Raw genomic sequence first — 22,451 nt, 5'->3', positions numbered from 1 at the left:
CGGCCGGAAAGCCCAATCGGAATCCGCAGCGCCGTCGAGAAGCCCTAGAGAAGGGGGGTGAGGAAGCGGCGCAGGGCCTCCTCGTAGCGGACCGGGTCGGCGTTCCACATCGCGGCGTGCGGGGCGTTCCTGACCGTGTGGAGGGTGACCAGTTCCGGTCGCCTGGCAGCCAGTTCGAGGGAGGGCTCCCAGGGGGCGATCGTGTCGTCGGGGCCGTGCAGGATCAGCGTCGGTACGCGCAGCGCCGCCGGGTCGGCGACCTCCGGGAGCCGGTCGCCGTGCGGCCAGCCCCGGCCCGTCGCGGCGCGCACGGCGAGCGGGAGGAGCGGTCCGGGGACGCCCCGGGCGGCGGCGAGGTTGCGCAGGGTGGCCTCCCGGTCGAGGACCGGGGAGTCCAGGACGAGGCCGCGGATCTTCTCCCGTACGCCGGATTCGGCGGCGGCGTGCAGGGCCATCGAGGCGCCCGGGCCCCAGCCGAGCAGCACCACGTGCTCGGCGCCCCGGCGGACGGCGTAGCGGACGGCCGCGTCGACGTCGCGCCACTCGGAGTCGCCGAGGTGGCCGAGGCCGTCCGGGGACTGCGGCGCGCCCTCGTCCCCCCGGTAGGAGAGGCAGAGCACGGGGATCTGGCGGCGGGAGAGGAAGGGGACGAGGTTCAGCGGGTGCCGACGGGTGGTGCCGATCCCGTGCAGGGCGATGACCCAGGTGGAGCGCGGCCCGGGGACGAGCCAGGCGGGCAGGGAGCCGAGCTCGCCGGGGATCTCGACGTCCTCCTGGGACACGCCGAGGGCGGTCTCCGGGGTGCCGCTGTGCAGCTCGGGCGTGAGGCGGACCCGGGCGCCGGGCCCCAGGTCGCCGTGCTCGACGCGTTCCAGGCGGCGGACGACGGTGTCCGCGGTGTGCGGCACGCGGTCGAGGACCGGGCCGACGACCGCGTGGACGCCGGGGCCCTCGATCCCGTACGTGCCGGGGCGCAGGGAGGCGAGGCTGCGGGTGAGGGTGACCTGGCCGGGGCCCGTGGCGTGCACGGTCAGCCGGGGGTCGCCGGGCAGGGGCCGTCCGGACGTCGCCCTGAGGGCGACGTCACCGGCGTACCGGCCGGCCGCGACCGCGGCCACGCCGGCACCGAGCAGAGTGGTGACGGCCGCTGCCGTCGCTGTAGCCGGGCGCACGGTCCCAGTGTCGACAGGTCGGGCGGGCTCTGCCACCGGACGAACCCGTCCGGTGGCAGCCCCCGGGAGAGTGACATGGGTCTCGTTCCGGGGTCCCCCGGTGGGCTGACGGGGCGGTCGGCGGCGGGGCCGATCCGTCCACGGACTGACACGGGCGAGCCGGGAGAAAGCGGACGTCCTCCCCCGGGCCCCGTGACGGCGGGGATTACCCGGGGTCGCACGTGCCCACATCGTGGACAGGGTGTTCACGGGAGACCCTCGTCCGACTCAAGCGGAATGCCCAGACATCGATTTGGGACACCACAACGCCTGACCCAGTTCATCTTCCGTTCACTCAGGTTGCCTACGTTCGTCCAGCCACTGACGTCAAACGATTGCCTGGGTAAATGGAACACATCACGCTGCTGCTCGCGATTGTGGTCGTGACAGCTCTCGTGTTCGATTTCACGAACGGTTTCCACGACACCGCCAACGCGATGGCGACGACCATCTCGACCGGTGCGCTGAAGCCCAAGACCGCGGTGGCGATGTCCGCCGTGCTCAACCTGGTCGGCGCGTTCCTGTCCGTCGAGGTCGCCAAGACGATCTCCGGCGGGATCATCAACGAACAGGGCATTCGTACCGAAGTGATCTTCGCGGCGCTCGTCGGCGCCATCCTCTGGAATCTGCTGACCTGGCTCCTGGGTCTGCCGTCCAGCTCCTCCCACGCCCTCTTCGGCGGACTCATCGGCGCGGCCGTGATGTCGGCCGGCTGGTCCGCCGTCAACGGCTCGACCGTGGTCAGCAAGGTCCTGATCCCGGCGATCGCCGCGCCGCTCGTCGCCGGACTCGCCGCGATGGCGGCCACCAAGCTGACGTACAAGATCGGCGCCAAGAAGGAGACCAAGGCCAAGGCCAAGGGCTACCGCGCCGGTCAGATCGCGTCCGCCGGTCTTGTCTCGCTCGCGCACGGCACCAACGACGCCCAGAAGACGATGGGTGTCATCACCCTCGCGCTGGTGACCGGCGGCGTGCTCGCCCCCGGCGCCAACCCCCCGATGTGGGTCATCGTCTCCGCCGGTGTCGCGATCGCGCTCGGCACCTACCTCGGCGGCTGGCGCATCATCCGCACCATGGGCAAGGGCCTCACCGACCTTCAGCCGCAGCAGGGCTTCGCCGCCCAGACCAGCGCCGCCACGGTCATCCTGGCCTCCTCGCACCTGGGCTTCTCGCTCTCCACGACCCAGTCCTGCTCCGGCGCCGTCATGGGCGCGGGCCTCGGCCGCAAGGGCGGTGTCGTCCGCTGGTCGACCGCCACCCGGATGTTCGTCGCCTGGGGTCTGACCCTGCCCGCAGCGGGCCTGGTCGGCGCCGGCGCCGAGTTCCTCACCAAGCAGGGCGACTGGGGCATCGCCGCCGTCGCGGTCCTCCTCGTCGCCGGCTCGGCCGTCATCTGGACGCTGTCCCGCCGCAAGCCGGTCGACCACCACAACGTCACGGCCGACGAGATCGACGGCGAGCCCGCGGGCGTCGTGACCACCGCCATCGCGGCCGTCACCCCGCCGGCCCCGGCCGGCTCCATCGCCGCCGTCGCGGACGAGGACCTCAAGACCACCATCCCCTCGCCGGCTCCCACGGACCCGGCAGCCCCCGCCGCCCCGGCCGCGGTGTAAGGAAACAGAGACATGAAGATCGACTGGGCAGCTCTCGGCTCCGTCTTCGGAGTCAGCCTCGTGGCGACCGTCGCCCTCGTGGGCCTCTTCACCCTCGGCATCGTCGGCCTCTCCAAGCAGGAGGAGGCCGCCGCCCAGGGAGGCTCCGCCACCCTGGCGCGCACCGGCGCGTACGCCTGCTTCGCGCTCTGCGCCGCGGCCGTCACGTACGGCATCTACCTGATCGTCGTCTGACGACGGTCCCGCTCCACCGGCCGGGCGGGTCGCACCTTCAGGTGCGGCCCGCCCGGCCGCGTTTCCCTGGTCCGCACGGGGCCCGTGTGGTGCTCCGCACACTGTCTCGCCGCAGGTCAAGCGCGAGTTGACGGGTGTTCGCACACGTGGTGGACTTCCGGGGCCATTACGGCGGCAAGCAGAGGAAGCCCGGTGCGAATCCGGCGCGGTCCCGCCACTGTGACCGGGGAGTCGAGGAGTCGGCACCCGGGAGCCAGGAACTCTCGCCGCCGGTCACGTCGAGCCAGGGCGCGGACCCTGAGTGAGGACACAGCGCCATGCCCGGCCGCACTGCTGCCACTGGTGTTTTCGTATACGGCGCGGCCGCCGGTCTGGCCGCCGATCTGATCGTCGGCGACCCCCGCCGCGGCCATCCGGTCGCCGCGTTCGGGCGCGCCGCGGGGGCCGTCGAGAAGCTGCTCTGGCGCGACCACCGCGGGTGGGGCGCGCTGCACACCGCCGTCTGCGTCACGGGCGCCGCGGGCGCCGCCGCGCTGGCCGCCCGTACCGTACGCGACCGTCCCCTGGCCTCCGCCGCGCTGACCGCCGCCGCCGTCTGGGCCGTGGTCGGCGGGACGACCCTGGGCCGGGAGGCCCGCGCGATCGGCGGAGCCCTCGCGGCCGGCGACCTGGAGGTGGCCCGGGAGCGGATGCCGCATCTGGTGGGGCGCGATCCGCAGGCCCTGGACGGTCCGGCGATGGCCCGCGCGGTCGTGGAGTCGGTCGCCGAGAACACCTCCGACGCCGTCGTGGGCGCCCTGGTCTGGGGCGCGGTCGCGGGCGTGCCGGGCCTTGTCGGCTTCCGGGCGGTGAACACCCTGGACGCGATGGTGGGCCACAGGTCGGCGCGGTACCGGCGCTTCGGCTGGGCCTCGGCCCGGCTCGACGACGTGGCCGGCTGGCCGGGCGCCCGGCTGACCGCCGCCCTCACGGCACTGGCCGGATCCGATCCGCGCGGGGCGGTGCGCGCCTGGAAGGCGGACGCGGAGAAGCATCCGAGCCCCAACGCGGGCCCGGTGGAGGCCTCGTTCGCGGGGGCGCTCGGGGTACGGCTCGGCGGGACGCTGTCGTACGGCGGCCGGATCGAGCACCGGCCCGTACTGAACGGGGAGGGCCGGGCCGTGGAGGTCGCGGACATCGAGCGGGCGGTCCGGCTCTCGCGCCGGGTGACGGCGCTGACGCTGGCCGTCTGCGTGGGCGGACGGATCGCGGCGGGCGCGCTGAAGGCGCGTGCGGTGAGGACACCTACGGCGCGGACACGCGCGGTGAAGCGGAGGCAGGCATGAGGGGCGGGGGGCTGCTGGTCGCCGGGACCACGTCCGACGCGGGCAAGAGCGTCGTCACGGCGGGCATCTGCCGCTGGCTGGTCCGGCAGGGCGTGAAGGTCGCCCCGTTCAAGGGCCAGAACATGTCGCTGAACTCCTTCGTGACCCGCGAGGGCGCGGAGATCGGCCGCGCCCAGGCGATGCAGGCGCAGGCGGCGCGCGTCGAACCGACCGCGCTGATGAACCCGGTCCTGCTGAAGCCGGGCAGCGACCGCTCCAGCCAGGTCGTGCTCATGGGAAAGCCCGTGGGGGAGCTGAGCGCCAGGGGCTACCACGGGGGGCGGCAGAGGCAGCTCTTCGAGCCGGTCCTGGCGTGCCTTGAGGAGCTGCGGGGCACGTATGACGCCGTGATCTGCGAGGGGGCGGGCAGTCCGGCCGAGATCAACCTGCGGCGGACGGACATCGTGAACATGGGCATCGCGCGGGCCGCGCGGCTGCCGGTACTCGTGGTCGGGGACATCGACAGGGGCGGGGTGTTCGCCCAGTTCTTCGGTACGACGGCGCTGCTCGCGCCCGAGGACCAGGAGCTGGTCGCGGGCTATCTCGTCAACAAGTTCCGCGGTGACGTGACCCTGTTGGAGCCGGGGCTCGACATGCTGCTCGGGCTGACCGGGCGGCGGACGTACGGGGTGCTGCCGTACGCGCACGGGCTCGGCATCGACGAGGAGGACGGGCTCCGGGTCTCGCTGCGCGGCGCCGTCCGCGAGTCGGTCGTGGCGCCGCCGGTCGGCGCGGACGTGCTGCGGGTCGCCGTGTGCGCGGTGCCGCTGATGTCGAACTTCACGGACGTGGACGCGCTGGCGGCCGAACCGGGCGTGGTGGTGCGGTTCGTGGACCGGGCCGAGGAGCTGGTCGACGCGGACCTGGTGGTCGTGCCCGGCACCCGGGGCACGGTGAAGGCCCTGGCGTGGCTGCGCGAGCGCGGGCTCGCGGACGCGCTGGCCCGGCGCGCGGCGGAAGGCCGTCCCGTGCTGGGCGTCTGCGGCGGCTTCCAGGTGCTCGGGGAGCGGATCGAGGACGAGGTCGAGTCGAAGGCCGGCACGGTCGACGGGCTCGGACTGCTGCCCGTGCGCGTCCGGTTCGCGGCGGAGAAGACCCTCGCGCGGCCGGTCGGCGAGGCGCTCGGCGAGCGGGTCGAGGGGTACGAGATCCACCACGGCGTGGCCGAGGTCCTCGGCGGGGATCCGTTCCTGGACGGGTGCCGGGTCGGCGCGGTCTGGGGCACCCACTGGCACGGCTCGCTGGAGAGTGACGGCTTCCGCCGGGCGTTCCTGCGCGAGGTCGCGGCGGCGGCCGGGCGGCGCTTCGTACCGGCGCCGGACACGTCGTTCGGGGCGCTCCGCGAGGAGCAGTTGGACCGGCTCGGCGACCTGATCGAGGAGCACGCGGACACGGACGCGCTGCTGCGGCTGATCGAGCACGGGGCCCCGGCGGGGCTGCCGTTCGTGCCACCGGGGGCGCCGTGAGTGGGCGGCGGGTACGGAGCCGGGCACGGCCCGGTGGGAGTACGCCCGGCCTCCGGCCGGGCTTGGTTTCCCACCCGCACCACCCGTGCGGCTTCGACAGTCGCCTGCGGGTGGCCCTCGTGGGTGGTGCCTCGCCGTCGGCGGCCACCGCTCCGAAGAGCCCTCTGACCCATCAGCGAACCGAACTCGAAGAGAGGACCCCACGATGAGCACCCGGTATCCGTTCACCGCCGTCGTCGGCATGGACGACCTGCGCCTCGCGCTGCTCCTCAACGCGGTGAGCCCGGCGGTGGGCGGTGTCCTCGTGCGGGGCGAGAAGGGAACCGCCAAGTCCACGGCCGTACGGGCGCTCGCCGACCTGCTGCCCGAGGTGCCGGTGGTCGCGGGCTGCCGGTTCAGCTGCGACCCGGGCGCGCCCGACCCCGGCTGCCCCGACGGTCCGCACGAGGCGGCCCCCGCCGACGCGCGCGCCGCGCGGATGGTCGAGCTGCCCGTCGGTGCCTCCGAGGACCGGCTCGTCGGCGCGCTCGACATCGAGCGGGCCCTCGCCGAGGGCGTGAAGGCGTTCGAGCCCGGCCTCCTCGCGGACGCGCACCGCGGGATCCTCTACGTCGACGAGGTCAACCTCCTCCACGACCACCTGATCGACCTGCTCCTCGACGCCGCCGCCATGGGCTCCTCGTACGTCGAGCGCGAAGGCGTCTCCGTGCGGCACGCGGCCCGCTTCCTGCTCGTCGGCACGATGAACCCCGAAGAGGGCGAGCTGCGGCCGCAGTTGCTGGACCGGTTCGGTCTGACCGTCGAGGTCGCGGCCTCCCGCGAGCCCGAGCAGCGGGTGGAGGTGGTCCGCCGGCGGCTCTCCTTCGAGGACGACCCGGCCGCCTTCGCCGCGCGCTGGGCGGGCGAGGAGAGCACGCTGCGGGAGCGGATCGTCGCGGCTCGGGAGCTGCTGCCGCGCGTCGTGCTCGGGGACGCGGCCCTGCTCCAGATCGCCGCGACCTGCGCCGCGTTCGAGGTGGACGGCATGCGCGCGGACATCGTGATGGCCCGGACGGCGACCGCGCTCGCCGCCTGGGCCGGGCGCACGGAGGTCGACTCCGACGACGTCCGGCAGGCGGCGCTGCTCGCGCTCCCGCACCGCAGGCGGCGCAACCCCTTCGACGCGCCGGGGCTCGACGAGGACAAGCTCGACGAGACCCTGGAGCAGTTCAGGGGCGAGGACGAGGGCGACGAGGACCCGGATCCCGGTCCGGACGGTCCCGGTGGCCCGGGTGGCGGCGGGGGCGGTGTGCCGCCGCAGAGCGACGGGCCGGAGGGTACGGCTCCGCAGGACGCGGGCCCCGAAGAGGCACCCGCGCCCGCGCCCGCCCCGCAGGGCCCGTCCGGCGCCGGGGAGCGCGCCGCCGTCAAGGCCGCCGAGCCGTTCCGTACGAAGATGCTCAGCGTCCCCGGACTCGGCGAGGGCGCGGCGGGCCGCCGCTCCCGGGCCCGTACCGAACACGGCAGGACCACCGGCTCCGTACGGCCCCGGGGCGCGCTGACCAAGCTGCACCTGGCCGCGACCGTGCACGCCGCCGCGCCGCACCAGAAGGCGCGCGGCCGGAGCGGACCGGGGCTCGTGGTCCGGCGGGACGACCTGCGCCAGGCGACGCGCGAGGGCCGGGAGGGGAACCTGGTGCTCTTCGCCGTCGACGCCTCCGGTTCGATGGCGGCCCGGCAGCGGATGAGCGCCGTGAAGGGGGCGGTGCTCTCGCTCCTGCTCGACGCGTACCAGCGGCGCGACAAGGTCGGTCTGGTCACCTTCCGGGGCCGGGACGCCGAGGTGGCGCTGCCGCCGACCTCGTCCGTGGACGCCGCCGCGGCCAGGCTGGAGCAGCTTCCGACGGGCGGCCGGACGCCGCTGTCGGCGGGGCTGCTCAAGGCCCATGACGTACTGCGCGTCGAGCGGCTGCGCGACCCTTCGCGCCGGCCGCTGCTCGTCGTCGTGACCGACGGCCGGGCGACCGGCGGCGGCGCCGACCCGGTGGCGCTCGCTTCCCGCGCCGCCCGGCTGCACGCCGCCGACGGCACGGCGGCCGTCGTCGTGGACTGCGAGACCGGTCCCGTACGGCTCGGGCTCGCCGGGAACCTCGCCCGTGAACTGGGCGGCACCGCCGTGACCTTGGACGAGCTGCGCGCCGATTCGATCGCCGGTCTCGTCAGGAACGTACAGGCAGAGCAGCACACAACGAGGAGGGCAGCCTGATGCCGCAGGGACAGCCGACCGTCGTACCGGACGACGGTCTCACCACCCGTCAGCGCCGCAACCGCGCGCTGGTGATGGTGCACACCGGAGTCGGCAAGGGGAAGTCGACGGCGGCCTTCGGGATGGCGCTGCGCGCCTGGAACCAGGGCTGGCCGATCGGGGTGTTCCAGTTCGTCAAGTCCGCCAAGTGGAAGGTCGGCGAGGAGAACGCCCTCAAGGCGCTCGGCGAGACCGGCAAGGGCGGCACCGTCGTCTGGAACAAGATGGGCGAGGGCTGGTCCTGGATCCAGCGCGAGGTCGCCGAGGGCGAGCAGTCGCACGAGGACAAGGCGCGCGAGGGCTGGGAGCAGGTCAAGCGCGACCTCGCCGAGGAGAAGTACAAGTTCTACGTCCTGGACGAGTTCGCGTACCTGCTGCACTGGGGCTGGATCGACACGGCCGAGGTGGTCGAGGTGCTGCGGAACCGGCCGGGGCAGCAGCACGTCGTCATCACGGGCCGCAACGCCCCCCAGGAGCTGATGGACTTCGCGGATCTGGTGACCGACATGTCGAAGGTGAAGCACCCGATGGACGCGGGTCAGAAGGGCCAGCGGGGCATCGAGTGGTAGCACGTCTCGTCATCGCCGCGCCGTCCTCCGGCGCGGGCAAGACCACGGTCGCGACCGGCCTGATGGCCGCCTTCGCGGGCCGTGGCCTCGCCGTCTCCCCGCACAAGGTCGGCCCCGACTACATCGACCCGGGCTACCACGCGCTCGCGACCGGCCGCCCGGGCCGCAACCTCGACGCGTACATGTGCGGTACGGGGATGGTCGCGCCGCTCTTCGCGCACGGGGCGCGCGGCTGCGACCTGGCGGTGGTCGAGGGCGTCATGGGCCTGTACGACGGGGCCGCCGACCAGGGCGAGCTGGCGTCGACGGCCCAGGTGGCGAAGATCCTCAGGGCGCCCGTGGTGCTGGTCGTCGACGCGTCCTCGCAGTCGCGGTCGGTGGCGGCCCTGGTGCACGGGTTCGCCTCGTGGGACCCGGAGGTGCGGATCGGCGGGGTCATCCTCAACAAGGTCGCCTCCGACCGGCACGAGCACCTGCTGCGCGAGGCGCTCGGCGGGTCGGGCGTGCCGGTCATGGGCGTGCTGCGGCGGGCGCCCGCCGTGGCGACTCCGTCGCGGCACCTGGGCCTTGTGCCGGTGGCCGAGCGGCAGGCCGCCGCGGTGGCCGCCGTGGCCGCGCAGGGGGAACAGGTGCTCCAGGGGTGCGATCTGGATGCGCTGTGGGCCCTGGCCCGGTCGGCGCCGGAGCTGCCCGGAGAGGCCTGGGACCCCGTGGGCGCCCTGCCCCCGGTGGCCGTCGGGCCGGTGCGTCCCGTGGTCGCCGTCGCCGGCGGCGCCGCCTTCACGTTCTCGTACGCCGAGCACGCCGAGTTGCTCACCGCCGCGGGGGCCGAGGTGGTGACCTTCGATCCGCTGCGGGACGAGGCGCTGCCCGAGGGGACGAGCGGGCTCGTCATAGGCGGCGGGTTTCCCGAGATGTACGGCGGCGAGCTGTCCGCCAACGAGCCGCTGCGGAAGGCCGTCTCCGAGCTGGCCGCGTCCGGCGCGCCGATCGCCGCCGAGTGCGCCGGGCTGCTGTATCTGGCCCGTTCGCTGGACGGGCGGCCCATGTGCGGGGTGCTCGACGCGGAGGCGCGGATGTCGGAGCGGCTCACGCTCGGGTACCGGGACGCCGTGGCGGTGAGCGACAGTTCGCTCGCCGCGGCCGGCGCGCGGATGCGCGGGCACGAGTTCCACCGGACCGTGATCGAGCCGGGCGCCGGGGCGGAGGCTGCCTGGGGGCTGCGGCAGCCGGTCCGTCGCCTGGAGGGGTTCGTGCAGGGCGGGGTGCACGCGAGCTATGTGCACACCCACTGGGCCGGGGCCCCGGAGGCGGCCGCCCGGTTCGTCGCGCACTGCGGGACCGGGCACGACGGGAACGGGCACGGCGGGAACGGGCCGGCCGCGTGAGATCAGCCGCCCGACACCCCCACCACGAGCCAGATGAAGCCGACGCCCGCCACCGTGCACAGCAGGGTGGAGAGGGCCGGGTGTTCGTGATGGGCCTCGGGCAGGATCTCGGCGGCGGCGAGGTACAGCAGGGCACCGCCGAAGAACCCCAGATAGCTGCCGAGGAGTTCCTCCGGAAGGGTGAACAGCAGCGTGGACGCCGCGCCGACGATCGGGGCGGCCGCGTCCGCGACCAGCATCAGGACCGCCTTGCGCCGGGCGTTCCCGTAGAGGCTGGTGATCGTGTACGTGTTGAACCCGTCGGCGAAGTCGTGGGTGATGACGGCGAGCGCCACGGTCGCGCCCATGCCCCCGCCGACCTGGAAGGCGGCGCCGAGCGCGATGCCGTCCATGAGGCTGTGGGCGACCATCGCGGCCGCCGCGGTCAGCCCGACCTGCGGCACCCGCTCGCCGGCGGCCACCCCGTGCGCGGCCTGGCGGACCGCGAGCAGCCGTTCCACGGCATGGGCGAAGAGGAAGCCGCCCACGAAGAGCAGCAGGGCCTGCGGCACCCCGAAGACCTTCTCGCCCGCGGCCTCCATGGCCTCCGGCAGCAGGTCGAGTCCGACCACGCCGAGCATCAGTCCGCCGGCCAGGCCGAGGACGAGGTGGCGCCGGTCGGTGACGCGCTGCGCCGTCCAGCCGCCGAAGAGCGTCATGAGGAACGCGCCGAGCGCGACGAAAACGGCCATGCGCCCTTGCTATCCGATCGCGCGCGATTCGCGCACATCGGACTCGCCTTCGGGCGCCTGGGGTTGGCCTGGGACGACGCCGTCGTGGTGGAGGGCTCGGTGCCCGACCGCGCGGTCAACGTCTGCCGGGCCCACCCCAAGGTCGCCGTGCTGCCGACGCCGGGCTTCGGTCCCGCGGAGCTGGGCTCGGCGCTGCTGCACCGGGTGGCGTCGCGGACGCTGGTGGTGTTCTCGGCGCTCGGCGATCCGTTCCGCGAGCGGTTCGAGCGGGTGGATCCGGCGGAGGCGATGTGCCGGGGCTGGGAGGGCGTGAGCATGGTGCTCTGCCTGGACGAGTCGCGGCAGGAGGGGCCCGCCCCCGCGGTCACCGGACCGCTCACCGGTCCTGGCCGCTGGGCGCTGCCGGACGGGGAGTTCGGGGCGGGGGCCGGCACCGGGACCGTACTGCCGTACGAGGCGAGGGCGTTGGCGCTGGCCCGGCTCGGGCCGCGGGCCGGGGATCTGGTCTGGGACATCGGCTCGGGCCGCGGCGCGGTGGCGATCGAGTGCGCCCGCCTCGGCGCGGCCGCGGTCGCCGTGGAGCGGTCGGCGGCCGGGGTCGAGCGGGTCCGGGCGAACACGGCCGCGCACGGGGTGGAGGTGCGGGCCGTGCGCGGGGTGGCGCCGGCGGTGCTGAGCCATCTCGCGGATCCTGACGGGGTGTTCGTCGGGGGCCGGTCCGGCGCGCCCGCCGAGCTGGAGTCGGTCGTGCTGACGGCGGCGCGGCGGGCCCGCCGCGCCGTGGTGGTGGCGGTGCCCGCCCCGGAACGGATCGCGCCGGTCCGGTCGGCGCTGATGTCCTGCGGGTTCGCGGCCGAGGGGGTGCTGCTGCGGTCCGAGCGGCTGGACCGGCCGGGCGCCCTCTCCACCGCGGCGGTGCCGCCGGTGTGTCTGGTCTGGGGGACGCGATGAGTGGGACGCGGGGAGAGCGTGCGACGGTGAGCGGGGCGACCGTGGGGATCGGCGCGCGGTCCGGGGTGTCCGTGGACGAGGTGCTGTCTCCGGTCCTCGCGGCGCTGCGGGAGGCCGGTCTCGCGTGCTCGGACGTCGTGGCGTTCGGGACCCTGGAGGCACGGGCCGCTGAGCCGGGGATCGTTGCCGCGGCCCAGCGGCTCGGCGTGCCGCTCCGCGCCTACGGGCCCGAGGAGCTGGCCGCCGTGCCCGTACCGCACCCCTCTGGGGCCGCGCTCGCGGCGACGGGGACGGCGTCGGTGGCGGAGGCGGCGGCGCTGCTCGCGGCGGGCCCGGGTGCCGTGCTGCTCGTACCGAAGCGGAAGTCGGCGCGTGTGACGTGTGCGATTGCCCGGTCCCTCCGGGTTCGTCCGAACGAAGATGCCCCCGCCGTACGGTTGTTGCCGCAGGGACGGGGGTACATCGACGGTCAGACGGAGCCCCGTACACCCCCCACTCATCACCCGACGGCGGCCATGGATACCCACGCGCATTCTGACGTCCACGATCTGCGGCACCACGGTGACGCGGAGGTACGGGACGAGAAACTGATCGATCTCGCGGTCAACGTCCGGACCCACACGCCACCGGAGTGGCTGCGGGCGCGGATCGCCGATTCCCTGACAGGTCTGGCGCAGTACCCGGACGGCCGGGTCGCGCGGGCGGCGGTCGCCGAGCGGCACGATCTTCCGGCTGCCCGGGTGCTGCTCACGGCCGGGGCGGCGGAGGCGTTCGTGCTGCTCGCGCGGGCGCTTCCGGCGCGTCGGCCGGTGGTGGTGCATCCGCAGTTCACCGAGCCGGAGGCGGCGCTGCGCGACGCGGGCCACGAGGTGCGCCGGGTGCTGCTCCGCGAGGAGGACGGCTTCCGGCTGGATCCCGCGGCCGTGCCGGAGGACGCGGACCTGGTGGTGATCGGGAATCCGACGAACCCGACGTCCGTGCTGCATCCGGCGGCGGCGATCGCGGCCCTGGCCAGGCCCGGGCGGACGCTCGTGGTGGACGAGGCGTTCATGGACGCGGTGCCGGGCGAGCGGGAGTCGCTGGCCGGGCGGACGGACGTGCCGGGTCTGGTGGTGCTGCGGAGCCTGACGAAGACCTGGGGCCTGGCGGGTCTGCGGATCGGCTACGTCCTCGCGCACCCGGAGACGATCGCGCTGCTCCAACGGGCGCAGCCGCTCTGGCCGGTGTCCACTCCCGCGCTCGTGGCGGCGGAGGCGTGCATGTCGCGTGCGGCGCTCGCGGAGGCGGAGCTCGCGGCGCACCGGATCGCGGTGGAGCGGGCCCATCTGCTCGCGGGGCTCGCGGAGTTCGACGAGGTGCGCGCGGTGGCCGCGGCGGAGGGTCCGTTCGTCCTGATCCGGATGGATCGCGCGGACGCGATACGGGAGCGGCTGCGGTCGCTCGGCTTCGCCGCACGGCGCGGGGACACGTTCCCGGGCCTGGACCGGAACTGGCTCCGGCTCGCGGTGCGGGACCGGGTCACCACCAACCGCTTCCTGCAGGCGCTGGACCAGGCGCTGCTGATCGAGGGCTGAGACCCGTCGAGCATGCATGCGGGGAGGGCGGCTCGCCGTCGCGCCGTCCTCCCCGCATGGTCCCCTTCCCCCCTCGGGTCGGTCAGTCCCGGGCGCGACCGCGGGCCAGGACGAGCGCCCCCGCGCCGCCGCCGAGCAGGACGACGGCGCCGCCGGCCAGGTACGGGGTCATCGAGCTGCCGCCGGTCGCCGCGAGGTTCTGCTCGGTGGGCTCGGTGCCCTCGTTCTGGGTCTGCACGCCACCGGCGTCGGTGGGCTTGCCGGACGGCTCCTGCGAGGGCTGCCCGGTCGGCTCCTCCGTGGGCTTCTCGGTCGGCTTGCCGGTCGGCTCCTCGGTGGGCTTCGTGCCCTTCGGCGTCTCGCAGGTGGCCTCGGCGAGGGTGACCGTGCCGTTGACCTCGGCCACGCCGAGCTTCAGCGGGTTGACCTCCACCTTCAGTTCGAGGGCTGTGGCGGCGGCGGTGCGCGAGGTGGTGGACGTACGGGACAGGTCGAGCGTCACGTCGCCGACGCCCGGCACGCTGACCTTGGTCCGGCCCGCCGTGGACAGCTTGGTCTTCTTGCCGAGGACGGTGACGTGCCCGAGCAGGTTGGCCTCGGCGACCGGCTGCTTGCCGGTCTCGCAGAGCGCCTTGGCGGTGACCTTCTCGACCTCGATCAGGGAGAGCAGGGGTACGCCGGGGACGTGGACCCGGGCCTTGACCAGGTTGACGTACCCCTCGGCCTTGTCCTTGTCGACCGTGGCCTTCGACGTGGCGACGTCGGCGCGGAGCACGTCGATCGGCTTGCCGTTCTCGGCGCCCTCGACCTTGACGGTCAGCGCGGTCTTGTTCTCGGTCTCGGGCGCCTTGACCTCGTTGAGGGAGGCGCGCAGGGGCACGTCGACCGTCTTGTCGAGCAGGGAGACGTCGAGACCGGTCCGCAGGACGACGGCGGTCGCGCGCCCCTCGCCGCCGCCGGTGGCGTGGGCCGCGGGGGCGAGGAGGACCACAGGCCCGACGGCCAGCGCGACGGCGGTCGCCGCGGCGGCGGTACGGCGTACGGGCATGCGGAAGGTGGTGCTGTTCACGTTGGTGGTACCCCCACAGGAGACATGGCGTCGCCGGCCGCTCACCACGGGGACACGGGGTCGACGCGGTCTCGGCGACTTGAGACACCGGAATCTTTACGCACGGAGGGTGAACTGGCAGACACCTGGCGTGAGTTCACTCCAAAGGGGGGTTTCCGCGCCCATATTCGATTCTTTCGGCACACTCGTTCCCGCACGCCCCGCGCGTTTCGTATCACGCGGGGCGTACGCCGGAAGTGCTTCAACGACGCCCGCCGATCTCCGGTAACGGACGGTCAACCCGACGCCTCGACGGTGACGACCCGGCGGCGGGGCGACTCGGCGGCGGGGCGGCGGGCGGCCCCGGTCAGGAGGCGCGCCAGTAGCCCAGGGAGTGGACCCGCTCCTTGGGGAGCGCGAGCTCCTTGCGGACGTACGCGGCGAGGGTGCGGGTGGTCGCCGTGTCGCAGGCGATCCAGACGTACGGGTCCCGCTCCTCCCCCAGCAGCGCGGGGAGGTCGCCGCAGACCCGCTCGACGAGCGCGGCCCCGCCGCCCTGGCGCGGGACCCGGCGCAGCTCGTGGCGGTCCGCGTCGAGACGCAGCGGCAGTTCCTCGTCCGCCTCGTGCGAGGTCTCGAACCAGAGGGTGGCCGGGACGTCGGGCGCGGCGTCGAGGAGCGAGTTGATGGCGGGCAGCGAGGCGGGGTCGCCGATCACGAACATCCGGCCGGGCCGGGGCTCGGGGGCGGTGAAGCCGGTGCCCTGGAGGGTGGCCTCGACGGTGTCGCCGGGGGCGCAGGAGCGGGCCCAGTCGCTGGCGGCGCCCTCGTGGAGGGCGAACTCCAGGCTGAAGGTGCCCGCCTCGGGGTCGGGGTCGACGAGGGTGTACGCGCGCTGGTGCGGCTTGCCCGCGTTCTCGAACCAGAGCCGCACCCACATCGTCGGGTGGACGCCGGCGGCGGCGAGGAGGCCGCCGTCCGTGAGGTGCACCCGGCGGTAGTGCTCGGTGACCTGCTCCGCCCCGGTCACGGTGAACGTGAAGTCCCGCCCCCGGAACAGCTTGAGGACCACACCTTCCCAGCCATGCCCCACCGCGATCGCCTCCCCTTGCGTTGCCTGTAGATTAATTTAGGCCAGCCTAACCTAAGAGAGCGCAGAGGATCGGGGTCGGAGTGGGTATCGAGGTCTACCGGGACGATTGGGGCATTCCGCATCTGCGGGGGACCGATCAGGACGAACTCGCCTTCGCGCAAGGGCGGGTGACCGCGGTGGACCGGGCCTGGCAGCTGGAGGTCGAGCGCCACCGGGCACAGGGCACGACGGCCGCGTTCCTCGGCGCCGGCGAGACCGGCTGGGACACCTTCGCGCGGCAGGCCAGGCTCGCCGACACCGCGCGCCGCTGCTTCGACCGGCTCGACGAGCGGACGGCGCGCTGGGTCCGGGCGTACGTGGACGGGGTCAACGCGGGCCTGCCGGAAGGCGCGTCGCGCGCGGGCCAGTTCGCGCGGGTCGGACTCGCGCCGGGCCGCTGGGAGCCGTGGACCCCGCTGGCGGTCTGGCTCACCACGCACATCCTGTTCGCGGGCTTCCCCGCCAAGCTGTGGCGCGAGGAGGTCGCGCGCCGGCTCGGCGAGGAGTGGACGGAGCTGTTCGCCACGGACGGCCCCGCCACCTCCGGCTCCAACGGCTGGATCGTCTCCGGCGACCGCACGGCAAGCGGGTCTGCGATCATCGCGGGCGACCCGCACCGCTTCATCGAGGCGCCCGGGGTGTACCAGCAGATCCGCCTCGCGTGCCCGGAGTACGACGTGCTCGGCCTCGCGGTCCCGGGCGTCCCGGGCCTCGCCCACTTCGGGCACACGGGCCAGGTGGCCTGGGCGATCACCAACGCCATGTCCGACTACCAGGACCTGTACCGGGAGCGGCTCCGGCGGACCGCCGACGGCGGCGTGGAGGCCCTGGGCCCGGACGGCTGGCGCCCCGCGAGCGTGCACCGGGAGACGGTGGAGGTGGCGGGCGGAGACCCGGTCGGGATCGAGGTGATCGAGACCGCGCGCGGCCCGGTGATCATCGGCCCGGGCGGCGGCCCGATCGGCGGCCCGGACGCCGCCGAGGGCGAGGACGGCCGGCACGCCGCGGAAGGCCTGGACGGCGGGGACGGCGCGGACGGGGGCGTCTGGGAGGCGATCAGCCTGCGGTACCCGCCGCGGGTGACCGGGGAGCTGGGGTTCGCGGTGCTGCCCGAGCTGCTCGCCGCCCGTACCGTCGCGGACGTGGACCGGGCCGTCGACGGCTGGGTCGAGCCGGTCAACGTCGTCATGGCGGCCGACGTGGACGGCGGACTGCTGCACCGGGTCGCCGGGTACGTCCCGGTCCGCGACCACGCCAACTCCGTCCGGGTGGTGCCCGCCTGGGACGCCGCGTACGACTGGCGGGACGGCGCCGCGGTGCCGACACCGCGCGCGGACGTCGAGGGCCACGCCGTCATGGCCAACGCGCGGGGGCTCGCGGCGCCGCTCGGCATCGAGTTCGCCCCGCCGCACCGGGCGGCCCGGATCGACACGCTGCTCGCCGCCTCCGCGGACTGGACGCCCGAGGCGATGGCCGGCGTCCACACCGACACCGACAACCCCTCCGCGGCCAGGCTCCTCGCGGCGGTCCGCGCCGCGGCCGAGGACGCCGAGGCCCCCGCGCGGGGGCAGGACGTCCCCGCCCTCTCCCCCGCCGCGCTCGCCGTCCGGGCCAGGCTGCTCGCCTGGGACCGCCGGATGGACGCGGACAGCGCCGACGCCGGTCTGTACGCCGCCGTGCGCGGCGCCGTCGTGCGGCGGCTCGCCGGGCACCCGGCGTTCGCGGCGCTCCGTGCGCCCGCCCCGTACCCCGCGGTCTTCCAGCCCTGGCTGGCCCTCGGGCCGCGCGTCGCCCTGGCCCTGGAGACCCTGCTGGTCTCCGGTCCCGTACCGGCCGCCGACGTCGCCGACATCGTCCGCGAGGCGCTGGAGGAGGTCGCCGCCGGCGACGAACCGCCCGCCTGGGGCGTCACCCACCGGCTCGCGCCCTGGCAGGCGCTCCCCGACGAGGACGAGGACGACGTCGACTGGCCGGGCCTCTCCGGGGACCACGACTGCGTGATGTCCTCGACCAGCGTGCCCGGCTACACCGACCGCAGCGCCCGCGCCTCGGCCGCCCGCTACGTCTGGGACCTGGCCGACCGCGAGGCGAGCCTGTGGATCGTGCCGTTCGGCGCCTCCGGGGTCGCCGACGACCCCCACCACCGCGACCAACTCCCCCTGTGGCTGCGGGGCGGACTCGCCCCCGTCACCACCGACTGGCACCACCTCACCAAGGAGCACCCGCATGACGACCGCCACTGAGCCGACCAGCCCGACCAGACCGGTCCACGTCCAGACCGTCGAGGGCTTCGGCACCGTCCGGATCGACCCCGTCGACCCCGAGGGCGACGCCGCCCTCATCCACGGCTGGGTCAACGAGGACCGCGCCCGGTTCTGGGGCATGGGCGGAACGACCGTCGACCAGGTCCGGGAGATCTACGCCCACCTGGACTCGCTCACCACCCACCACGGCTTCCTGGTCCGCCGGGACGGCGAGCCGGTCGCCCTCTTCCAGACCTACGAGCCCTCGGCCGACCGCGTCTCCGAGTGCTACGAGGTGCAGCCGGGCGACATCGGGGTGCACATCCTGATCGCGCCCGCCGACGCCCCCGAACCGGGCTTCTCCGCCCGGCTGTTCGTCGCCCTGACGGAGTTCGCGCTCAACGGCCGCACGCGCGCCGTCGCCGAGCCGGACGCCGCCAACGAGAAGGCGCTCGCCCGGCTGGTGCGGGCCGGTTTCGATCTTGGCCCCGAGGTGGTCCTGCCCGAGGTGGACCTCCCGGAGGTCTTCATCCCGGAGAAGCGCGCCCGTCTGGCGTTCCTCACCCGCTGAGCCCCCGGGCGGGCGGGCGCGCGGTCAGCCGATCACGCGCCCGTTGACGACGACCCTGCGCGGTGCCGCGAGGACGCGGACGTCCGCGCGGGGGTCGTCGGCGTAGACGACGAGGTCCGCCGGGGCGCCCTCCTCCAGGGCGGGCCTGCCCAGCCAGGAGCGGGCGCCCCAGGTGGTCGCCGAGAGGGCCTCGATCGGCGGGATGCCCGCCTTGACCAGCTCCTCCACCTCGGCCGCGACCAGGCCGTGGGCCAGCGAGCCGCCCGCGTCCGTTCCGACGAAGACCGGGACGCCCGCGTCGTACGCCGAGCGGACGGTGTCGTACCGGCGCTCGTACAGCCGCCTCATGTGCGCCGACCAGCGCGGGAACTTCTGCTCACCGCCCTGCGCGAGCTTCGGGAACGTGGCGATGTTGACGAGCGTCGGGACGATCGCGACGCCCCGCTCGGCGAAGAGCGGGATGGTCTCCTCGGTGAGCCCCGTGGCGTGCTCGATGCAGTCGATGCCCGCCTCCACCAGGTCCCGCAGCGAGTCCTCCGCGAAGCAGTGCGCGGTGACCCGGGCCCCGAGCCGGTGGGCCTCGGCGATCGCCGCCTCGACCTCGGCGCGGGGCCAGCAGGCGCCCAGGTCGCCCGCCTCCCGGTCGAGCCAGTCGCCGACGAGCTTGACCCAGCCGTCGCCGCGCCTGGCCTCCTGCCCGACGTACGCCACCAGGTCCTCGGGCTCGATCTCGTGCGCGTAGTTGCGGATGTAGCGGCGGGTGCGGGCGATGTGCCGGCCGGCCCGGATGATCTTCGGCAGGTCCTCGCGCGCGTCGATCCACCGGGTGTCGGACGGCGATCCCGCGTCGCGGATCAGGAGCGTGCCCGCGTCCCGGTCGGTCAGCGCCTGCTTCTCGGCCGTGCCCGCGTCGACCGGGCCGTGCTGGTCGAGGCCGACGTGGCAGTGCGCGTCGACCAGGCCCGGCAGGGCCCAGCCCTCGATCGTGAGCGCCTCGGCGGACGGACGGGTGTACGTGACGCGCCCGTCGACCGCCCAGAGCTCGTCCCGTACGTCCTCCGGGCCGACGAGCACCCGCCCCTTCACATGCAGCACCACGTGATCGCTCATGACTGCACTCTACGAGGGGCGGGCACCGGCCCACAGGGGTTCATTCGTCGATCGCGGCCCCGAAGCGGGCGTCCACGGCCGGTCCGCCGAGCGAGCCCGCGGAGTACGTCCACGAGCCCGACGCCGTCAGCCCTCCCGTACCGGCCGAGAAGACCCAGACGTGCCCGTCGGCGGTGTTCTCGCCGGGGGCCGCCGCCAGCAGTCCGAAGCGGCCGTCGCGGTTCGGGTCGGCCAGCCTGACCTGCGCGCCGAACCGGTCGGCCCGCTCGACCGCGCCGGGCACCGACGGCGAGTCCTGGGTCCACGACAGCGCCCCGGCGGAGGTGAGTCCGCCGCGCGCGCCGCGCAGGACGGTGACCATGCCCGCGTCGGCGACCGTGCCGATGTCCTCCTCGGGCGCGCCGATCGCCACGTCCGCGCGCCCGTCGCCGTTCGTGTCCGCGACGGAGAGGTCGGCGCCCCAGCCGTCGCCGCGCTCGGATGCGCCCGGCACGCCCGGCGAGTCCTGGGTCCACCAGCGCGGCGGGGTGCCGGGCCCCTCGACACCGGCGGGCCCCGAGGGACCGCCCAGGTACACGCCGACCATGCCGCCGGTCATGGACTCGCCGCCGTCGTCCGGGCCGTGCGGCTCGCCCGTGACGAGGTCGTCGTAGCCGTCGCCGTCGACGTCCCCGGACGCGGCGACCGGTCCGCCACGCAGGGCGCGCTCGAAGCGCAGTTCGTCCGCGCGTCCCGAGAGGTACCAGGACCAGCCGTGGCCGGGTTCGGTGCCGGTGGAGACCCCGCTGATCACGAGGTCGGCGAAGCCGTTGCCGTCGTAGTCGCCGGTGGTGAGGGACCGTTCGGAGATCTCCCGCCACTCGTCGGCCGTGCGGGCCGGGCCGTTCAGAGCGGAGCCCCGGTCCGGGCGAGCGGTCGCGCCCGGCTGCGGGGCGGCGGCGAACAGGTGCCGCTCGGCGCCGTTCCGGTCGAGGGTGATCAGTTGGTCGCCCGGGCTCTCCGCGGTGAAGCGGGCGGCGGCGAACGCCGAGCCGAAGCGGGCCCCGGCGGTGGGGCCGAGGAGGCTGTCGAGGCCCTGGGTGCGGGTGCCGACGAGCCCCTTCGGCGAGCCCCAGAGGATCACGGCGCCGCCGGTGTCGGCCAGGGTGCCGATGTCCTCGCCGGGGACGCCGACGATCGCGTCGTCGTAGCCGTCGCCGTCCAGGTCGCCGGTGGCCAGGGCCTGGCCGAAGGCGTCGCCCGCCTCGGCGGTGCCGGGCACGCCCGCGGTGTTCTGGCTGACGACGGCGGCGCGGGTGGTGCCGATGCCCCGGGACGAGCCGTACTGGACGGTGACGAGACCGGCGCCGCGCGCGCCGCCGACGGTCGCGCCGGGCGCGCCGACGAGGACGTCGTCGTAACCGTCGCCGTCGAAGTCGCAGTTGCGGTCGTCCGCGCGGGTGGAGCCGGGCACGCCGGCGTGGGCGGCGGGCGCGGTGACCAGGCCGGCGCCGGCCGTGAGGAGGAAGGTCGCGGCGGTGAGAGCGAGCGCGCGGTGCGTGAGGCGGTGCGTGCCGGTACGGGTGCGGGTGAGGCGGTAGGTGCGCATGGAGCGGCTCCTGGATGCAACAGAGGATGATCCGGGCGGCTGCGGGGGTGTCCGGAAAGGGCCCGTCCCTTGTCCGTCGCACCGTTCGACACCGGATGCCCCGTCAGGGTTGTACGCGCGTGATGACCGGTTTCGGATACGAGAGTCACTCACGTCCCGTAAAGGGGGCGAAGGTCCGAAGCGGTCGGAAACCGGCTCGGTACGCTGAACCGACGCTCGACCCTCCTTTCGAAGAAGGCACCACGTGACCGTGACACACCCGCTGCTGGACCTGGCCCCGCTGACCGCCGCGCACTTCGCGTCCATCGAGCGGCGGGTCGCCGCCCTGCTCTCCACCGAGCAGGACGTGGTGATCACCCAGGGCGAGGCGCTGCTGCCCCTGGAGGGCTGCATCCGCAGCGGGGCCCGGCCGGGTTCGACGGCCCTGAACATCGTCACCGGTCCGTACGGGCAGACCTTCGGCGACTGGCTGCGGGACTGCGGTGCCACGGTCGTGGACCTGGAGGTGCCCTTCCACGCGGCGGTGACGGCCGCGCAGGTGGAGCGGGCGCTCGCCGAGCACCCGGAGATCGACTTCGTCTCCCTGGTGCACGCGGAGGCGGCGACGGGCAACACGAACCCGGTGGCCGAGATCGGCGAGGTGGTGCGGGCGCACGGCGCGCTGTTCTACCTGGACGCGGTGGCGTCGATCGGCGCGGAGCCGGTGCTGCCGGACGCGTGGGGCGTGGACATGTGCATCATCGGCGCGCAGAAGGCGATGGGCGGTCCGGCGGGCGTCTCGGCGGTCTCGGTGAGCGAGCGGGCGTGGGAGCGGTTCGCCGCCAACCCGCGGGCCCCGCGCCACTCGTACCTCTCGCTCCTGGACTGGAAGGAGCGCTGGATCGACGGCGGCCGGAAGGCGCTGCTGCACGCGCCGGCTCAGCTGGAGATGCTGGGCCTTGAGGCGTGCCTGGAGCGCATCGAGTCCGAGGGGCTCGACGCGCTGATGGCCCGTCACGCGTCCGCCGCGGCCGCGACCCGCGCGGGCGCCCTGGCGCTCGGCGGAGGCCTGGAGCCGTACGTCCACGCGGCACGGGACGCGGCCCCGGTCGCGACGACGCTGCGCTCCCCGGACGGCGTGGACGCCTCGGCGCTGGTCGCCGCGGCGCTGGCGGCGGACCCGTCGCTGCCGCTGATCGCGGGCGGCGGGGCCCTGTCGAAGGAGATGATCCGGGTCAACCACTACGGCGTGGACGCGACCCCGGGCGCGGTCCAGTCCTCCCTGGCGGCCCTGGGCGCGGCCCTCGCCGAGACGGGCCGCCCGGTCGACCTGGAAGCGGCCCGTCGCGCGGCCACGGAGGCGTGGAGCTAGGACCTTTCGGGGGCGCGGCCGGC

General features: G+C 74.7%; 18 protein-coding genes and 1 riboswitch. Of the genes, 12 read left to right on the top strand and 6 right to left on the bottom strand.

All coding sequences use genetic code 11. The annotated features are described in order from the left end of the window. Positions 1 to 44 precede the first annotated feature (44 nt). Entirely contained in the window at positions 45 to 1,172 is a 1,128-nt protein-coding gene (locus ACF09C_RS15285) for an alpha/beta hydrolase (RefSeq protein ID WP_392091936.1), read from the bottom strand. A 386-nt stretch (positions 1,173 to 1,558) separates the two neighbouring features. Between ACF09C_RS15285 and ACF09C_RS15280 the strand changes: the two genes are divergently transcribed. From ACF09C_RS15280 to ACF09C_RS15250, 7 genes are all read left to right on the top strand, one after another. Then, positions 1,559 to 2,824, top strand: coding sequence for an anion permease (locus tag ACF09C_RS15280; protein ID WP_392091935.1), 1,266 nt, complete (start codon positions 1,559 to 1,561; stop codon positions 2,822 to 2,824). A 12-nt stretch (positions 2,825 to 2,836) separates the two neighbouring features. Continuing rightward, entirely contained in the window at positions 2,837 to 3,058 is a 222-nt protein-coding gene (locus ACF09C_RS15275) for a hypothetical protein (RefSeq protein WP_392091934.1), read from the top strand. A 180-nt stretch (positions 3,059 to 3,238) separates the two neighbouring features. Next, positions 3,239 to 3,321: riboswitch (cobalamin riboswitch) on the top strand. Positions 3,322 to 3,375: 54 nt separating this feature from the next. Further along, on the top strand, positions 3,376 to 4,383 hold the full coding sequence (locus tag ACF09C_RS15270) for a cobalamin biosynthesis protein (RefSeq protein WP_392091933.1): 1,008 nt from the start codon (positions 3,376 to 3,378) through the stop codon (positions 4,381 to 4,383). Continuing rightward, positions 4,380 to 5,888 (top strand): cobyric acid synthase, encoded by a 1,509-nt coding sequence (locus ACF09C_RS15265; RefSeq protein WP_392091932.1) that lies wholly within the window; start codon positions 4,380 to 4,382, stop codon positions 5,886 to 5,888. The genes ACF09C_RS15270 and ACF09C_RS15265 overlap by 4 nt, the downstream gene beginning before the upstream one ends. A 205-nt stretch (positions 5,889 to 6,093) precedes the next feature. Continuing rightward, positions 6,094 to 8,133, top strand: coding sequence for a putative cobaltochelatase (locus tag ACF09C_RS15260; protein ID WP_392091931.1), 2,040 nt, complete (start codon positions 6,094 to 6,096; stop codon positions 8,131 to 8,133). Beyond that, positions 8,133 to 8,741 carry a cob(I)yrinic acid a,c-diamide adenosyltransferase gene (gene cobO, locus ACF09C_RS15255; RefSeq protein WP_362427580.1) on the top strand — a complete coding sequence of 203 codons (609 nt, stop codon included), beginning with the start codon at positions 8,133 to 8,135 and terminating at the stop codon, positions 8,739 to 8,741. Before ACF09C_RS15260 ends, cobO begins: the two co-directional genes overlap by 1 nt. Beyond that, positions 8,735 to 10,129, top strand: coding sequence for a cobyrinate a,c-diamide synthase (locus tag ACF09C_RS15250; protein ID WP_392091930.1), 1,395 nt, complete (start codon positions 8,735 to 8,737; stop codon positions 10,127 to 10,129). The genes cobO and ACF09C_RS15250 overlap by 7 nt, the downstream gene beginning before the upstream one ends. A gap of 2 nt (positions 10,130 to 10,131) precedes the next feature. On the opposite strand, the gene ACF09C_RS15245 is transcribed toward ACF09C_RS15250, so the two are convergent. Further along, positions 10,132 to 10,860, bottom strand: coding sequence for a ZIP family metal transporter (locus ACF09C_RS15245; protein ID WP_392091929.1), 729 nt, complete (start codon positions 10,858 to 10,860; stop codon positions 10,132 to 10,134). Between the two features lie 6 nt (positions 10,861 to 10,866). On the opposite strand from ACF09C_RS15245, the gene ACF09C_RS15240 reads away from it, so the two are divergent. Both ACF09C_RS15240 and cobC read left to right on the top strand, forming a co-directional pair. Next, positions 10,867 to 11,811 carry a bifunctional cobalt-precorrin-7 (C(5))-methyltransferase/cobalt-precorrin-6B (C(15))-methyltransferase gene (locus ACF09C_RS15240; RefSeq protein WP_392091928.1) on the top strand — a complete coding sequence of 315 codons (945 nt, stop codon included), beginning with the start codon at positions 10,867 to 10,869 and terminating at the stop codon, positions 11,809 to 11,811. Further along, complete coding sequence (gene cobC / locus ACF09C_RS15235; RefSeq protein WP_392091927.1) at positions 11,808 to 13,385, top strand: Rv2231c family pyridoxal phosphate-dependent protein CobC; 1,578 nt, start codon at positions 11,808 to 11,810, stop codon at positions 13,383 to 13,385. Before ACF09C_RS15240 ends, cobC begins: the two co-directional genes overlap by 4 nt. An 82-nt stretch (positions 13,386 to 13,467) precedes the next feature. Here the strand turns inward: cobC and ACF09C_RS15230 are convergent, their stop codons facing one another. After that, positions 13,468 to 14,454, bottom strand: a complete 987-nt coding sequence (locus ACF09C_RS15230) for an SCO1860 family LAETG-anchored protein (protein ID WP_392091926.1) — start codon at positions 14,452 to 14,454, stop codon at positions 13,468 to 13,470. A gap of 346 nt (positions 14,455 to 14,800) precedes the next feature. Continuing rightward, positions 14,801 to 15,526, bottom strand: coding sequence for a siderophore-interacting protein (locus ACF09C_RS15225; RefSeq protein ID WP_392091925.1), 726 nt, complete (start codon positions 15,524 to 15,526; stop codon positions 14,801 to 14,803). Positions 15,527 to 15,606: 80 nt separating this feature from the next. Between ACF09C_RS15225 and ACF09C_RS15220 the strand changes: the two genes are divergently transcribed. Both ACF09C_RS15220 and ACF09C_RS15215 read left to right on the top strand, forming a co-directional pair. Then, positions 15,607 to 17,808, top strand: a complete 2,202-nt coding sequence (locus ACF09C_RS15220) for a penicillin acylase family protein (protein ID WP_392091924.1) — start codon at positions 15,607 to 15,609, stop codon at positions 17,806 to 17,808. Continuing rightward, positions 17,792 to 18,379: a GNAT family N-acetyltransferase gene (locus tag ACF09C_RS15215; protein ID WP_392091923.1), complete on the top strand. Its 588-nt coding sequence runs from the start codon at positions 17,792 to 17,794 to the stop codon at positions 18,377 to 18,379. The genes ACF09C_RS15220 and ACF09C_RS15215 overlap by 17 nt, the downstream gene beginning before the upstream one ends. A gap of 24 nt (positions 18,380 to 18,403) precedes the next feature. Here ACF09C_RS15215 and ACF09C_RS15210 read toward each other — a convergent pair whose 3' ends face one another. Together ACF09C_RS15210 and ACF09C_RS15205 are read right to left on the bottom strand one after the other, a co-directional pair. Next, on the bottom strand, positions 18,404 to 19,489 hold the full coding sequence (locus tag ACF09C_RS15210; protein ID WP_392091922.1) for an amidohydrolase family protein: 1,086 nt from the start codon (positions 19,487 to 19,489) through the stop codon (positions 18,404 to 18,406). 40 nt (positions 19,490 to 19,529) lie between these two features. Beyond that, positions 19,530 to 21,077, bottom strand: coding sequence for an esterase (locus ACF09C_RS15205; protein WP_392091921.1), 1,548 nt, complete (start codon positions 21,075 to 21,077; stop codon positions 19,530 to 19,532). A 250-nt stretch (positions 21,078 to 21,327) separates the two neighbouring features. Between ACF09C_RS15205 and ACF09C_RS15200 the strand changes: the two genes are divergently transcribed. After that, on the top strand, positions 21,328 to 22,428 hold the full coding sequence (locus ACF09C_RS15200) for a pyridoxal-phosphate-dependent aminotransferase family protein (RefSeq protein WP_392092015.1): 1,101 nt from the start codon (positions 21,328 to 21,330) through the stop codon (positions 22,426 to 22,428). Positions 22,429 to 22,451: the final 23 nt, after the last annotated feature.

Origin of the sequence: Streptomyces sp. NPDC014870 (assembly GCF_043081505.1) — a bacterium.
In the GTDB taxonomy this organism is placed as follows: domain Bacteria; phylum Actinomycetota; class Actinomycetes; order Streptomycetales; family Streptomycetaceae; genus Streptomyces.
The sequence above is the reverse complement of the archived record's forward strand: the minus strand, read 5'-3'. Positions and strand labels throughout refer to the sequence as shown.